Origin of the sequence: Psychroserpens luteus, from assembly GCF_015319355.1 — a bacterium.
Lineage (GTDB): Bacteria > Bacteroidota > Bacteroidia > Flavobacteriales > Flavobacteriaceae > Psychroserpens > Psychroserpens luteus.
This window is the reverse complement of sequence record NZ_JADILU010000005.1, coordinates 57,799-74,500: the sequence shown is the minus strand read 5'-3', so window position 1 is coordinate 74,500 and position 16,702 is coordinate 57,799. Positions and strand designations below refer to the sequence as shown.

At 34.3% G+C, this 16,702-nt stretch carries 11 protein-coding genes; 10 read left to right on the top strand and 1 reads right to left on the bottom strand.

The annotated features are described in order from the left end of the window. Positions 1-2: 2 nt before the first annotated feature. A complete protein-coding gene (gene nusA / locus IM744_RS12455) occupies positions 3-1,235 on the top strand; it encodes a transcription termination factor NusA (protein WP_194508480.1) in 1,233 nt (410 codons plus the stop codon). A 65-nt stretch (positions 1,236-1,300) separates the two neighbouring features. Continuing rightward, on the top strand, positions 1,301-4,087 hold the full coding sequence (gene infB, locus IM744_RS12450) for a translation initiation factor IF-2 (protein WP_194508479.1): 2,787 nt from the start codon (positions 1,301-1,303) through the stop codon (positions 4,085-4,087). 112 nt (positions 4,088-4,199) lie between these two features. Here infB and IM744_RS12445 read toward each other — a convergent pair whose 3' ends face one another. Further along, on the bottom strand, positions 4,200-4,580 hold the full coding sequence (locus tag IM744_RS12445) for an SPOR domain-containing protein (RefSeq protein WP_194508478.1): 381 nt from the start codon (positions 4,578-4,580) through the stop codon (positions 4,200-4,202). Positions 4,581-4,822: 242 nt separating this feature from the next. On the opposite strand from IM744_RS12445, the gene IM744_RS12440 reads away from it, so the two are divergent. From IM744_RS12440 to IM744_RS12405, 8 genes are all read left to right on the top strand, one after another. Next, on the top strand, positions 4,823-6,121 hold the full coding sequence (locus tag IM744_RS12440; protein ID WP_194508786.1) for a c-type cytochrome: 1,299 nt from the start codon (positions 4,823-4,825) through the stop codon (positions 6,119-6,121). A 90-nt stretch (positions 6,122-6,211) separates the two neighbouring features. Next, entirely contained in the window at positions 6,212-9,469 is a 3,258-nt protein-coding gene (locus tag IM744_RS12435) for a TAT-variant-translocated molybdopterin oxidoreductase (protein WP_194508477.1), read from the top strand. Between the two features lie 33 nt (positions 9,470-9,502). Further along, positions 9,503-11,233: an NrfD/PsrC family molybdoenzyme membrane anchor subunit gene (gene nrfD / locus IM744_RS12430; RefSeq protein WP_194508476.1), complete on the top strand. Its 1,731-nt coding sequence runs from the start codon at positions 9,503-9,505 to the stop codon at positions 11,231-11,233. A 9-nt stretch (positions 11,234-11,242) separates the two neighbouring features. Then, positions 11,243-11,773 (top strand): DUF3341 domain-containing protein, encoded by a 531-nt coding sequence (locus IM744_RS12425; RefSeq protein ID WP_194508475.1) that lies wholly within the window; start codon positions 11,243-11,245, stop codon positions 11,771-11,773. A 9-nt stretch (positions 11,774-11,782) separates the two neighbouring features. Next, on the top strand, positions 11,783-12,343 hold the full coding sequence (locus IM744_RS12420; protein WP_194508785.1) for a c-type cytochrome: 561 nt from the start codon (positions 11,783-11,785) through the stop codon (positions 12,341-12,343). Positions 12,344-12,367: 24 nt separating this feature from the next. Beyond that, complete coding sequence (locus IM744_RS12415) at positions 12,368-13,762, top strand: quinol:cytochrome C oxidoreductase (protein ID WP_194508474.1); 1,395 nt, start codon at positions 12,368-12,370, stop codon at positions 13,760-13,762. 25 nt (positions 13,763-13,787) lie between these two features. Beyond that, positions 13,788-14,849 (top strand): cytochrome c oxidase subunit II, encoded by a 1,062-nt coding sequence (locus IM744_RS12410; RefSeq protein WP_194508473.1) that lies wholly within the window; start codon positions 13,788-13,790, stop codon positions 14,847-14,849. Between the two features lie 26 nt (positions 14,850-14,875). Next, positions 14,876-16,669, top strand: a complete 1,794-nt coding sequence (locus tag IM744_RS12405; RefSeq protein WP_194508472.1) for a cytochrome c oxidase subunit I — start codon at positions 14,876-14,878, stop codon at positions 16,667-16,669. Positions 16,670-16,702: the final 33 nt, after the last annotated feature.

Sequence of the window (16,702 nt, the reverse complement as noted above, 5' to 3'; positions counted from 1 at the left end):
TTATGGAAAATATTGCGTTAATTGACTCGTTTTCAGAATTTAAGGACGATAAATTAATTGATCGTGTAACGCTAATGGCTATTTTAGAAGATGTATTAAGAAATGCGTTGAAGAAAAAATATGGTGATGACGATAATTTTGATATTATTATAAATCCAGATAAAGGAGATTTAGAAATTTGGAGAAATAGAATTGTAGTTGCAGATGAAGAGGTTGAAGAACCTAATCAAGAAATAGCATTATCTGAAGCTCAAAAAATCGAACCTGATTTTGAAGTAGGTGAAGATGTTGCAGAGGAGGTTAAATTAATAGATTTAGGACGTCGTTCAATATTAGCGCTACGTCAAAATTTAATTTCTAAAATTCACGAACACGACAATACTAATATATATAAGCACTTTAAGGAGCTTGAAGGGGAAATTTATTCTGCCGAAGTTCACCATATTCGTCATAGAGCGATTATTTTATTAGATGACGATGGTAATGAAATTATCCTTCCTAAGGATAAACAAATCCCATCAGACTTTTTTAGAAAAGGAGAAAATGTAAGAGGAATTATTGAAAGTGTTGAATTAAAAGGAAATAAGCCAGCAATTATAATGTCTAGAACTTCACCGAAATTTTTGGAGAAGTTGTTTGAACAGGAGATTCCTGAAGTATTTGATGGTTTAATTACAATCAAACATGTGGTTAGAATACCAGGTGAAAAAGCAAAAGTAGCAGTAGATTCTTATGATGATAGAATTGATCCTGTTGGAGCTTGTGTAGGTATGAAAGGTTCTAGAATTCATGGTATTGTTCGTGAATTAGGTAATGAAAATATTGATGTTATTAATTATACTAATAACTTACAATTGTTTATCACAAGAGCTTTAAGTCCTGCTAGAGTAACCTCAGTGAAACTAGATGAAGAAAATAAACGTGCCGAAGTTTTATTAAAACCAGAAGAGGTTTCTAAAGCAATTGGTAGAGGAGGTCACAACATTAGATTAGCTGGTAAATTAACTGGTTATGAAATAGATGTGTTTAGAGAAGGTGCAGAAGAAGATGTTGAATTATCAGAATTCTCAGATGAAATCGAAGGATGGGTCATTGCAGAATTTAGTAAGGCAGGTTTAGATACAGCAAAAAGCATTCTAGAACAAGATGTTATTGATCTTGTGAAAAGAACAGATTTAGAAGAAGAAACGATTATTGACGTTATTAGAATTCTTAAAGAAGAATTCGAAGATTAATGCTAAGTAGCCTTATTTAGGTGATTTTGGTAGAATAGATTTTTAAGTTATATTACAAGCAATTTATGGCTCAAACTAGATTAAATAAAGTATTAAGGGAATTAAATATCTCTATAGATCGCGCTGTTGATTTTTTAGAATCAAAAGGTGTCGACATAGAGAAGAGTCCTAATACTAAAATATCAGAAGAGGTTTATGGAATTCTTTCAGGTGAATTTCAAACCGATGCTAATAAAAAAGTAGCTTCTTTAGAGGTTAGCGAAGCAAAGCTAAAAGAAAAAGAAGAATTACGTGAGCAACGTGAGCGTGAATTGGAAGAAAAAGCTGCCAAAGAAGCTAAGAGTCGCGAGGTTGTTAAGGCCAAAGCAGAGCTTAGTGGTCCTAAACAAGTTGGTAAAATAGACTTGAATAAGGATAAAGCACCTAAAGTTGAAACTCCAAAAGAAGTAATTCCTAAAGCTGAAATAGCTAAAGAGGAAGCTCCAAAAAAAGAGGCTCCAAAAGAGGTTGCTCCTGCTGTAGAGAAAACAGTTAAAAAGGAAGAAGCGCCAATAAAAGCAACTCCTGCTAAAGAAGAGGTTAAAAAAGCTGATTTACCAAAAGCAAAAGCAGAGGTAGTAAAAGAAGCGAAAGAAACTCCTAAAACAGAAGAGAAAGCAAAAAGTAGCGAGCCTGTTGAAGAAACATTAAAAACACAGTACAAAAAACTTACTGGTCCTAAAATTGCTGGTGAAAAAATTGATCTTTCTAAGTTTAAGAAACCTAAAAAGAAAGAGGATAAAAAAGCGTCTGATACAGATAAAAAGAAGAGACGTAGAATTAGTAAAGGACCATCAACTGGAGGAGATAATAGATCTAACAATAGAACAGGAAATCAAAGAGGTGGTTACAAAGGTAAATCACCCGCAGGTAAACGAACATCTACTGTTAAAGCAGAGCCAAGTGCAGAAGAAGTACAAAAGCAAGTACGTGAAACACTAGAAAAACTTCAAGGTAAATCTAGTAAAGGAAAAGGCGCAAAATACAGAAGAGATAAAAGAAATCAACATAGAGAGCAGACTGAAATCGATGCACAAATCGAAGATGCAGAAAGCAAAATCCTTAAAGTTACAGAGTTTGTAACTTCTAATGAAGTTGCTACCATGATGAATGTTTCGGTAACCGAAATTATTTCAGCATGTATGTCTCTTGGTATGATGGTTACAATGAACCAACGTTTAGATGCCGAAACTTTAGCTGTTGTTGCAGAAGAGTTTGGTTATAAAGTTGATTTTGTAACGTCAGATATTGAAGAATCAATTGAAGAAGTAATAGATAAACCAGAAGACTTAGAACCTCGTGCGCCAATTATTACAGTAATGGGTCACGTAGATCATGGTAAAACATCTTTATTAGATTACATACGTAAAGAAAATGTTATCGCAGGAGAATCTGGTGGAATCACACAGCATATTGGTGCTTATGGTGTTACATTAGAAAACGGACAAAAAATAGCTTTCCTTGATACTCCAGGTCACGAAGCCTTTACAGCGATGCGTGCTCGTGGTGCTCAAGTAACAGATTTAGCTATTATTGTAGTTGCTGCAGATGATTCTATAATGCCACAAACTAAAGAAGCAATTGCTCACGCTCAAGCAGCAGGAGTACCTATTGTTTTTGCGATTAATAAAATTGATAAGCCTGGTGCAAATCCTGAAAAAGTAAAAGAAGGATTAGCACAAATGAATTTATTAGTTGAAGATTGGGGAGGGAAAATCCAGTCTCATGATATTTCAGCTAAGAATGGAACAGGAGTCAAAGAACTATTAGAAAAAGTATTGTTAGAAGCCGAATTATTAGAGCTTAAAGCAAACCCAAATAAACATGCAAGCGGTACAGTTGTCGAAGCATTCTTAGATAAAGGTCGTGGTTATGTATCTACCATTTTAGTACAAGCAGGAACTTTAAAAATTGGAGATTATGTATTAGCTGGTAAAAATAGTGGGAAAATAAAAGCCATGCATGATGAACGTGGACACGAAGTAAAAGCTGCTGGACCATCCACTCCTGTATCTATATTAGGATTAGATGGAGCGCCTCAAGCTGGAGATAAATTTAATGTCTTTGAAGATGAACGTGAAGCTAAGCAAATTGCAACGAAACGTATGCAATTACAACGTGAACAAGATGTTCGTACAACTAAGAAATTAACACTTGCAGAAATTGGTCGTCGTATTGCATTAGGTACATTTAAAGAATTAAACATTATTATTAAAGGTGATGTAGATGGTTCTGTTGAAGCATTAACAGATTCGTTCCAAAAATTATCTACCGAAGAAATACAAGTCAACATTATACATAAAGGTGTTGGTGCCATTACAGAAAGTGATGTGTTATTAGCAACTGCATCAGATGCGATTATTATCGGATTTAACGTGAGACCAATGGGTAATGCACGTCAAATTGCAGATAAGGAAGAAATCGATATCCGTATGTACTCGATTATCTATGATGCGATTAATGATCTTAAAGATGCAATGGAAGGCATGTTATCTCCTGAACTTAAAGAAGAGATTACTGGTACTGCAGAAATTAGAGAAACATTCAAAATATCTAAAATAGGTACTATTGCCGGTTGTATGGTTGTTAGCGGTAAAATCATTAAAAGTGCAGGTATTCGTTTAATTAGAGATGGTGTTGTTATTCATACTGGAGAATTAACATCGTTAAAACGATTTAAGGATGATGCTAAAGAAGTATCAAAAGGTTATGATTGTGGTATTCAGTTAAAGAATTACAACGATATTCAAGTAGATGATATAATAGAAGGATTTCAAGAAGTAGAAGTTAAGAAGAAACTTAAGAGTAAATAAAATTTTCATTTATTCTGATATTTTTCTTCTGAATGACTTCGGAAATATAAAAGCAAAAAAAATGCGACTCTTTTGAGTCGCATTTTTTATTTATAATAAGCTTAACCTAAAATTAATCTTCTTTTTTAGGTTCAAAAACCATGGCTTTAGAAAATTTCTTTTTGATTTCTAATAAAGCAATATCAGCTTCTAAACGTGTACTGAAATTTCCAACCCAAACTTTATAATTAGGCGTTTCATAAACCATTTCCGCAGGCCATTGTGCAAAAGTATTACTAAACTTTCGTTTAAGAGTCTCTGCTTCAGATCGTGATCCGAAATCCAATTGAATTTTATATAAATCAACGGTCTTTACGTCTTTTTTGTATTCTAATAACTTAGTAATGTCGCTATCTTGATCAATTGTAACTACACCTTCTTGTGCAACTAGTTGATTTGAAAGCACTAAAAAGAGTATTAGTGAGAGTGTTATTTTTAGAATATTTAGTTTCATATAATTTGAAATTTGCTACAAAGAAAACGTTTTTTTTTAAGTGTTGTTTTAATATTGATAATATTAATTAAATTAAACCCACGTATATTATTTAGAATCCTTATAAATTATCAATTAACAGTTCTGTAACATTTAAAAAATGGACTATAAGTATTATTTTTGCGGGAGATTTTACACACGCTTTTTTTTAAAGTAGTATGAAAAAATCGTACCAAAGTTTAGAAGATAATCCAACTAACAATATGATACAGGTGATTTACCGACATTTAGCCTCAAAAATTCCTTACTTAGGATTGGTTATTTTACTTACGTTTTCTACTTCACTTAGCGCTCAAGAAGGCGATCCTGTTAAGGGAAAAACTATATTTAATACTAATTGTGCATCATGTCATAATCTAGATAGAAAGATGACAGGTCCTGCACTTCGTAATGTAGAATCGCGTTTAGAAGATGAACAGGGTCTAGGTAGAGATTGGTTAGATAAGTGGATTCGTAACAGTGCAGGATTGATTAAATCTGGAGATGCTTATGCGAATCAGGTTTACAATGAGTACAACGGAACTGCAATGACTGCGTTCCCGCAACTAGAAGATCAAGATATTTCAGATATCCTAGCTTATACTGCTGAGCCAGCTAAAGAGAAGGTTGTAGTAGATGAAGTAACTTCTGGTGGTGGAGGTTCTTCAGAAGGAGGGATTTCAAGCAAACTAATATTAGGTGCATTAGCAATCTTATTTGCTTTACTTGCAATTGCTTTAATTTTAGTTAGAAAAACATTAAATCGTTTTGCTGAAGAAAAAGGTATTGAAGCTGCGCAAAAAGATAAGAGTCTTCCTATATGGAAAGCATTTGTACAAAATCAATTTTTGGTTTTAGTGACTGTGATTTTCTTTTTATTAGCAAGTGCATATTTTGTATATGGTTATTTATCGCAAATTGGAGTAGATCAAGGTTACGAACCAGTGCAGCCAATTCATTACTCACATAGAATTCATGCTGGTGATAACGGTATTGATTGTAAATACTGTCACTCATCTGCTAGAGTTAGTAAGCATTCAGGTATTCCTTCTTTGAATATTTGTATGAACTGTCATAAATCAATTTACCAAGTTGCAGACGAAACTCAGCAAGAAGGTATGGATGAATATGGTGTTGATTATAATGCTGAAATTCAAAAACTATACAAAGCTGTCGGTTGGGATGAAGCTGAGCAAACATATACAGGAGTAACTGAGCCAGTAAAATGGATTAGAATACACAATCTTCCGGATTTTGCTTATTTCAATCACTCACAGCACGTTGAAGTTGCTGGTGTACAATGTCAAACTTGTCATGGTCCTGTTGAGGAAATGGAAGTGATGTATCAACACGCGCCTTTAACAATGGGATGGTGTATTAACTGTCACAGAGAAACAAATGTTAATGTAGAAGGTAACGCGTATTACACAAAAATACATGATGAGTTATCTAAGAAATATGGTGTAGATAAGCTTACAGCTGCTCAAATGGGTGGATTAGAATGTGGTAAGTGTCACTATTAATCTAAACGATATTAGTAACCTTTGAAAAGGTAATCTTAGAAATAGGATTTAAAACAATAAATTTAATAAGAAGTAATTCAATTATATAATATGTCATCAAACAAGAAATACTGGAAAAGTGTTGAAGAGCTAAACGAAAATAGCTCTATTGTTGAGACGCTAAAACAAAATGAATTCGTAAACGAAATACCTACGGATGAATTTTTGGGAGATAAAGAGACTTTAGAGTCGTCTTCTACTACGCGTCGTGACTTTTTAAAGTATGTTGGTTTTAGTACTGCAGCAGCATCACTTGCTGCTTGTGAAGGACCAGTGATTAAAGCAATCCCTTATGTAGTTCAGCCAGAATCAATTATTCCTGGTGTTGCTAATTATTATGCAACAACAATTGCTAATGGGTTTGATTTTGCATCTGTTTTAGTAAAAACACGTGAAGGTCGTCCTATCAAAATTGAAAACAACGATTTAGCAAAAACACATAATGGTGCTAATGCAAGAGTTAACGCTTCTGTTTTAGGATTATATGATAGTTTGAGAGTTAAAAGTGCTATGAAAGGTGGTCAAGACATCTTATGGTCTACTTTTGATACTGAAACTAATCAGAAATTAACAGATTTAAAAACTGCGGGTAAAGAGATTGTGTTATTAACACAAACCTATGCTAGTCCGTCAACGTCAAGATTAATTTCAGAATTTAAATCTAAATACGGAAATGTACGTCACGTTATATATGATGCGGTTTCAGAATCTCCTGCATTAGACGCTTTTGAAGGGAGTTATGGAACTCGTGGTTTGGCGAGTTATGACTTTTCTAAAGCAATGACAATTGTTTCAGTTGGAGCAGATTTCTTAGGAGATTGGCAAGGTGGTGGATTTGATTCAGGATATGCGAAAGGACGTGTTCCGAAGAACGGAAAAATGTCTAGACATATTCAGTTTGAATCAAATATGTCATTAACTGGTGCAAATGCGGATAAACGTGTACCATTAACGCCAAGTCAACAAAAACAAGTATTAGCTAAATTATATAGTTTAGTAGTTGGAGGATCTGCACAAACAGATTTACCAGAAAACATAAATAAAGCAGTTCAAAATGCTGCTTCAGAATTAAACAAAGCGGGTAGTAACGGAGTTTTAGTAACAGGAATTCAAGATGTCAATGCACAAACCGTAGCATTAGCAATTAACGAAAAACTGAACAGTAAAGCGTTTGAGACTTCAACACCTATATTAACAAGACAAGGTAGTAATACAGCTGTTACTAAATTAGTAGCAGATATGAAAGCTGGACGTGTTGGTGGTATCATCATGAGTGGTGTTAACCCAATGTATACATTACCTAATGTTTCGGAATTTGCTGAAGGTCTTGAAAAAACAGAATTATCTATTGCTTTCTCTATGAAGGCAGATGAAACAGCTACAAAAGCCGAGTATATCGCTGCTGCACCTCATTACTTAGAATCTTGGGGAGACGTAGAAATTAAGAAAGGGCATTTCAGTTTAATGCAACCTACTATTCGTCCGTTGTTTGATACACGTCAATTTCAAGACGCTTTATTAAAGTGGACAGGAAGTGATAAAACATACAGAGAATATATCAAATCAGGTTGGTCTGGTGGATCTTTCAATAAAGCATTACAAGATGGTGTTTACGTTTCTGATACTTTTTCTAGTGCACCAAATGGAGCATCAACTACAACTACGGAAACTTCTTCGGAATTAAATGATAAAAAGGATAGAACATTCCTTGGAGGCGTAATTCATGATGTTGCTGTAGGTGTTGGTATTAAGGATGAAGATAAAGATGAGTATTCAACGACTACATCATCTGCAACTACAACAACAGGTGGTTTAAATGGTACAGCTGGTGCAACTGCAATTAATGCAGGAAGCGCAGCAAGAAATTTAGCATCTTCTGCTAAGTCAGAAGGTTTGGAGTTGTCATTATATACTAAAGTAGGTATGGGTGACGGTCAAGACGCCAACAACCCATGGTTACAAGAGTTTCCAGATCCTATTACAAGAACATCATGGGATAACTATTTAACAATATCTGCTGCAGATGCAAAAACAGCAGGATTAGAAAATAAGCATGTAGCAACAGGAGCTTTAGATGGTAGTTATGCAGATGTAACTGTAAATGGAGTAACTGTTAATAATGTGCCTGTAATTATTCAACCAGGACAAGCTAATGGATCTATAGGTTTATCTTTAGGTTATGGTAGAACAGCAGGATTAAAAGAAGAAATGATGACTGGTGTTAACGCTTACCCGTTATACCAAGATTTTAATACAGCACAAAACGTATCTATTAAGAAAGCAGCAGGAATGCATGAGTTTGCATGTGTGCAGTTGCAAAACACATTAATGGGTCGTGGTGATATTATAAAGGAGACTACTTTAAAAATATTTAGTACAGAAGATAGAAATGTTTGGAATAAAGTACCAACAGTATCTTTAAACCATGAAGAAGTTGAAATAACATCTCCAGAAGTAGATTTATGGGATGAGTTTGATCGTTCAGTCGGACATCACTTTAACTTATCTATAGACTTAAACTCTTGTACAGGATGTGGAGCATGTGTAATTGCATGTCACGCAGAAAATAATGTACCAGTAGTAGGTAAAGAAGAAATTAGACGTAGTCGTGATATGCACTGGTTGCGTATTGATAGATATTATTCTTCAGAAGATACTTTTGCTGAAGATGATACTAAAAAAGACGAGTTTTCTGGACTTTGGGGAGACAAAGGATCTTTAGGTGGTTTTGGTGAATTAGAACATCCAGCAGATAATCCTCAAGTTGCTTTCCAACCAGTAATGTGTCAACATTGTAACCATGCACCTTGTGAAACTGTATGTCCTGTGGCTGCAACATCACATGGTCGTCAAGGACAAAACCATATGGCATATAACCGTTGTGTAGGTACACGTTATTGTGCAAACAACTGTCCATATAAAGTGCGTCGTTTCAACTGGTTCTTATACAATAAAAATGATGAGTTTGATTATCATATGAACGATGATTTAGGTCGTATGGTATTAAATCCAGATGTGACAGTACGTTCTCGTGGTGTAATGGAAAAATGTTCTATGTGTATTCAAATGACACAAAAAACAATTCTTGATGCAAAACGTGATGGTCGTGTTATAAAAGATGGTGAATTCCAAACCGCTTGTTCTGCAGCTTGTAGTAGTGGAGCAATGAAATTTGGTGACATCAATGATAAAGAGAGTGAAGTTGCAAAACTTAAAGAAGATGATCGTATGTATCACTTATTAGAAAGTGTTGGTACTAAACCTAATGTTCAGTATCATACTAAAGTGAGAAATACAACAGAAGCATAGAGAAAATTAATTAAGAAACAATTATAATAGATTATGGCGTCTCATTACGAAGCACCTATTAGAAGACCCTTAGTTACAGGAGAAAAATCATATCACGATGTTACCGTGGATGTGGCTGCACCTGTAGAAGGAAAAGCAAACAAAGCTTGGTGGATTGTATTTTCAATCGCACTTGTCGCATTCCTTTGGGGAATTGGGTGTATTATCTATACAGTATCTACAGGTATCGGTACTTGGGGATTAAACAAGACCGTAGGATGGGCTTGGGATATTACTAACTTCGTTTGGTGGGTTGGTATTGGTCACGCAGGAACATTGATTTCTGCAGTACTATTACTATTCCGTCAAAAATGGAGAATGGCCATTAACCGTTCTGCAGAAGCTATGACAATTTTCTCAGTAGTTCAGGCAGGTTTATTTCCAATTATTCATATGGGTCGTCCATGGTTAGGATATTGGGTATTGCCTATTCCTAATCAATTTGGTTCACTTTGGGTAAACTTTAACTCACCACTACTTTGGGATGTATTCGCGATTTCTACATATCTATCGGTTTCATTAGTTTTCTGGTGGACTGGTTTATTACCTGATTTTGCGATGCTACGTGATCGTGCCATTAAGCCTTTTCAGAAGAAAATATATTCATTACTAAGTTTTGGATGGTCTGGACGTGCTAAGGATTGGCAACGTTTTGAAGAAGTATCTTTGGTACTTGCAGGTTTAGCAACACCATTAGTACTATCTGTACATACTATTGTATCATTTGATTTTGCTACTTCAGTAATTCCAGGTTGGCATACAACGATTTTTCCTCCATACTTTGTTGCTGGAGCAGTATTCTCTGGTTTCGCCATGGTAAACACACTTCTTATTATTATGAGAAAAGTGTGTAATTTAGAAGATTATATTACAGTACAACACATAGAATTAATGAACATCGTAATCATGATTACAGGTTCTATAGTTGGTGTGGCATATATAACAGAGTTATTTATAGCATGGTATTCTGGAGTTGAGTATGAACAATATGCATTCTTAAACAGAGCAACAGGTCCTTATGCTTGGGCTTACTGGATGATGATGTCTTGTAACGTATTTTCACCTCAGTTCATGTGGTTTAAAAAATTAAGAACGAGTATTATGTTCTCATTCTTTATCTCTATCGTTGTAAACGTTGGGATGTGGTTTGAACGTTTCGTAATTATCGTAACATCTTTACATAGAGATTACTTACCATCGTCTTGGACAATGTTCTCTCCAACGTTTGTTGATATTGGAATATTTATAGGTACGATCGGATTCTTCTTTGTATTATTTTTACTTTATGCGAGAACATTCCCAGTGATTGCTCAAGCAGAAGTTAAGACCATCTTGAAATCTTCAGGAGAACGTTATAAAAAGATAAGAGAGCGAGGAGATAGTTTAGTTGGAACTGGTTCTGATGAAAGAACTTCAGTATTAAAAATTGAAGAAGAAACAACAGCAATCAAACCTAGACAAGATAAAACTGAAAAGTTAGACAATCTATTAAAAGGTGTTGGAACATTTGATTCAACCGTTCAAACTGTAGATGATTTGCAAGTTATAAACGGTATCGGTCCAAAAATGGAAGAGGTACTTAATAGTATTGGAATCTTTACTTACGCTCAAGTTAGTAAAATGACAAAAAGAGAATATGACTTGTTAGACGATATTACAGAGTCCTTCCCAGGAAGAGCAGAACGTGATGATTGGTCTGGTCAAGCTAAAAAATTAATAAACTAAAAATAGTACATGGAAGCTTCAAAAGTAATTCACGCTATTTATACAGATGATGACGTCTTAATGAATGCTGTCAAAAAAGTCAAGGCAGCAAGACATCACATTGAAGAGATATATACGCCTTTTCCAGTTCACGGACTAGACAAAGCGATGGGACTTGCTCCTACAAGGATAGCTATTGCATCATTTATGTATGGTTGTGTTGGTTTAACTGTTGCAATCGTGATGATGAATTTCATTATGATAGAAGATTGGCCTCAAGATATTGGTGGAAAACCAAGTTTTAGCTACATCGAAAACATGCCTGCATTCGTACCAATCATGTTTGAGTTAACCGTATTCTTTGCAGCGCATTTAATGGTAATCACATTTTATTTAAGAAGTAGAATGTGGCCATTTAAAAAAGCTGAGAATCCAGATCCAAGAACTACTGATGATCATTTTTTAATGGAAATCCCTGTTCATGGAAATGAAAACGAATTAACTAATTTGTTGAAAGAAACTGGAGCAGTAGAAATTAATTTAATTGATAAAACGCATTAATTGATACAGATGAAAAGTGTTTTTAAAATAGTAGTAGTATTAATGGTATTTGCAAGTGTTGTTTCTTGTCAAAAGAATTCAAGACCTAATTACCAATTTATGCCAAACATGTATGAGCCTGTAAGCTATGAAGCTTATCAGGAATCTGATGCTTTTCCTGGAGGAGTTGAGGCTCAATTGCCAGCAGAAGGCTCAATACCTAGAGGAGGTCACATGCCTTTTGAAATAGCAAATACAAATGATGGTTATCAATTAGCTAAGTCATCGCTTATGAGTCCATTAGACTCTACTCAAATCGATAGATTGAGAGCAGGTCAGTTATATGATATTTACTGTGGAATTTGTCATGGTAAGAAAGGTGATGGTAAAGGAACACTTGTTAAAAGAGAAAAGATTTTAGGTGTCCCTAGCTATGATGATGCAGGAAGAGCGATTACTCAAGGTAGTATTTATCATACGATTTACTACGGAAAAAATGCAATGGGTTCTTACGCTAATCAATTAAATGAAGAAGAGCGTTGGCAAGTTGTCAATTATGTTTTGGAATTGAAGGCAGACTTAGAAAAATAAGATAGATAAAGATTATATATAGATATGTATACATTTTCAAGTAAATTAAAATCAGTCGCAATAGGCCTAATGATCATTGGAGCTATTGGTGTTGTCATTGGTTTTGTAACATCTAACAAAGATTTTACTCAGGTAGAGACGATGTTAGCTAGCGAATCTCATAATGGAGAAGCAGCTGATCATCACGACGCTAATGCTGAAGATTCTCATGCTACTGAAACATCACATACAACAGAAGCGCATGCTGAAACTGCAGATCATGCTATTTCAGATGGTCATGGTGATGCTCACGCAGAAGTAGATGAACACACAAAACATGTTAATCACGTCATGCATGCTATGCATAAAAGACCTTGGGCAGCTTTATATGTTGCAGCATTTTTCTTTTTTATGATTGCACTTGGTGTATTAGCTTTTTATGCAGTACAGTATGCAGCACAAGCTGGTTGGTCTCCTTTACTATTAAGAGTTATGGAAGGAATAACAGCTTATATGTTACCAGGAGCTTTAATAGTCTTATTAATTGCTGCTTTATCACACTTTATTGGTCACAACAGTATTTTTGTTTGGATGGATCCTGAGGTAGTAGCACATGATAAATTAATAGCAGGTAAAACAGGTTGGTTAAATATCTGGGGTTTTATTATTAGAGGATTAATATTTATTGGAGGATGGTTTCTTTATAGACATTTCTCTCGTAAGTATTCAATTGCTCAAGATAAAGCTGATGATAATAAAAACTTTGTAAAGACATTTCGTATTTCTGCAGCATTCTTAGTGTTCTTTTTATATACAGAGTCTATGATGTCTTGGGATTGGATTATGAGTGTAGATCCTCACTGGTTCTCAACATTATTTGGATGGTATGTATTAGCAGGAATGATGGTTTGTGGTATCACTGTAATCTCAATGGTTACGATATACTTGAAATCTAGAGGGTATTTACCTAAAGTAAACGATAGTCATATACACGATTTAGCTAAATTCATGTTTGGGTTTAGTATTTTCTGGACATATTTATGGTTCTCTCAATTTATGTTGATCTGGTATTCTAACATTCCAGAGGAAGTAACATATTTTGTAACACGTTTTCAAGATTACCAAATACCATTTTTAGGAATGGTTGTAATGAACTTTGTATTCCCATTTTTGGTATTGATGAATAGTGATTATAAACGTATTCCTTGGTTTGTAATCATGGCAGGTGTTATAATCTTATGTGGGCATTATATAGATATTTTCAATATGATTATGCCAGCTACGGTTGGAGATCAATGGTCTATAGGTATTCCAGAAATTAGTTCAATTCTACTTTTTGCTGGGTTATTTATCTTTATTGTATTTACTGCATTAACAAAACATCCACTAGAGCCAAAACGTAACCCTTTCATCAAAGAAAGTGAACATTTCCATTATTAATAAAATATAAAGAACAGAAACAACAATGACTGCTTTTTTAACACTTATAATAGTACTTTTTATAGCTATTGCAATTTGGCAAATGGTCAAAATCTTTGATCTAGCTCAAGTAGGTTCATCAAATAGCCAAGTAGCTACAGAAAAAGACAATACAATTAATGCTTACTTAATGATGGGATTTTTAGTCTTCATCTATGCCATTACTATCGCTAGTTTTTGGTATCTAGGAGATTTGCCATTAATGTCTAATTCTGCTTCAGAACATGGACCAGGTTTAGATAATTTAATGATTATCTCAATGATTCTGATATTCATTGTACAAACAATTACTCAATTTTTACTACACTACTTTGCATACAAGTACAAAGGAGAGAAAGGACGTAAAGCATTATTTTATGCAGATAACAATACACTTGAAGCAATATGGACATTTATTCCTGTTGTAGTATTAGCAGCTTTAATTATTTGGGGTTTATTCACTTGGACAAGTATTATGAATGTTGAAGAGACTGAAGACACAATTGTTGTTGAGTTATATGCACAGCAGTTTAACTGGAAAGCTCGTTATGCAGGAGAAGATAATACACTAGGTATGGCAAACGTAAGATTGATTGATATTGATCGAGCTAATATATTAGGTGTAGATGAATCTGATCCTAATGCACAAGATGATGTCATCACAACAGAGTTACATTTACCTGTTGGCAGACCAGTACTCTTTAAAATGCGTTCACAAGATGTATTACACTCTGCTTATATGCCACACTTTAGAGCTCAAATGAATTGTGTTCCAGGTATGATTACTCAATTTGGATTTACGCCATCTGTTACAACTTCAGATATGCGTCAAAATCCAGATATTCAAGAAAAAGTAGCAAATATTAATTCGATTAGACTTGGAAATAAAGAAAAAATAGAGGCTAAAGGTCAAGAATTGTTATATGAGTTTGATTACTTGTTATTATGTAATAAGATTTGTGGAACATCTCATTACAACATGCAAATGAAGATCATAGTAGAAACTCAAGAAGAATATGATGCTTGGATGAAAGAGCAAAAATTATTCAAAGATTCTTTAACAAAATAAAAAGATTAAAAAAAAGAAAATAGATTATGTCAGCACACGCAGATACTCACGCACACGACGACGATCATGGACATCATCATAAAGAGACTTTTGTAACTAAATATATATTTAGTCAAGATCATAAAATGATTGCAAAACAGTATCTTATTACAGGTACTATTATGGGAGTTATTGGTGTTTTAATGTCAATAATGTTTCGTATGCAAATTGCTTGGCCAGAAGAGCCTAATGTTCTTTTTGAAGCATTATTAGGTAAATGGGCTCCAGATGGTGTTATGAATGCAGATATTTATCTAGCATTAGTAACCATTCATGGTACTATCATGGTATTCTTCGTGTTAACAGCAGGATTGAGTGGTACATTTAGTAACTTATTAATTCCGTTGCAAATTGGAGCACGAGATATGGCATCAGGTTTCTTAAACATGGTTTCATACTGGTTGTTTTTCCTATCAAGTGTAATAATGATTATTTCATTATTTGTTGAAGCAGGACCAGCAGCAGCAGGTTGGACAATCTATCCACCATTATCTGCTTTGCCTATGGCATCAGGAGGTTCTGGTATGGGTATGACATTATGGTTAGTATCAATGGCTATCTTTATTGCTTCGTCATTACTAGGGTCATTAAACTATATTGTAACAGTAATTAATTTACGTACTAAAGGAATGTCTATGACTAGACTACCTTTAACAATTTGGGCATTCTTTGTAACAGCTATTATTGGTGTTGTATCTTTCCCTGTATTATTATCTGCTTGTTTATTATTAATAATGGATAGAAGTTTCGGTACATCATTCTTTTTATCAGATATATTCATACAAGGAGAAGTATTACATTACCAAGGAGGTTCACCAGTTTTATTTGAACACTTATTCTGGTTCTTAGGACATCCAGAAGTTTATATCGTTATCCTTCCTGCAATGGGATTGGTTTCAGAAATTATAACAACTAACTCACGTAAACCGATTTTTGGTTACAGAGCAATGATAATGTCAATTCTTGCAATTGCATTCCTTTCAACAATCGTTTGGGGACACCATATGTTTATTTCAGGAATGAATCCATTCTTAGGGTCTGTATTTACATTTACAACCTTATTAATTGCAATACCTTCCGCAGTAAAAGCTTTTAATTGGATTACTACTTTGTGGAAAGGTAACATACAAATGAATCCAGCAATGCTATTTTCTATTGGTTTCGTTTCTACTTTTATTACAGGAGGTCTTACAGGAATCATTTTAGGTGATAGTGCTTTAGATATTAACGTACATGATACGTATTTCGTTATTGCGCATTTTCACTTGGTAATGGGTATATCAGCATTGTATGGTATGTTTGCAGGTATTTACCATTGGTTCCCAAAAATGTTTGGTCGTATGCTAAACAAAAACTTAGGATATTTACATTTCTGGGTAACAGCTATATGTGCTTACGGAGTTTTCTTTCCAATGCACTTTATAGGTATGGCAGGATTGCCTAGACGTTATTATACAAATTCTAATTTCCCATTATTTGATGATCTAACTAATGCGAATGTAGTGATAACATTGTTTGCTATCGTTGGTGGAGCATTTCAGTTGGTATATTTATGGAATTTCTTCGTTTCTATTTTCTTTGGAAAAAAGGCAGAACAAAACCCATGGAGATCAAACACTTTAGAGTGGACTACTCCAGTTGAGCACATACATGGTAACTGGCCAGGAGATATACCTCATGTTTACCGTTGGTCTTACGATTACAGTAAACCAGGACATGATGTTGATTTTGTACCTCAAAACGTTCCTTTAATGGATGGTGAGGAAGAATTACAACACTAAACTAATTCCTTTGAAAAAAGGAATCTCATAATA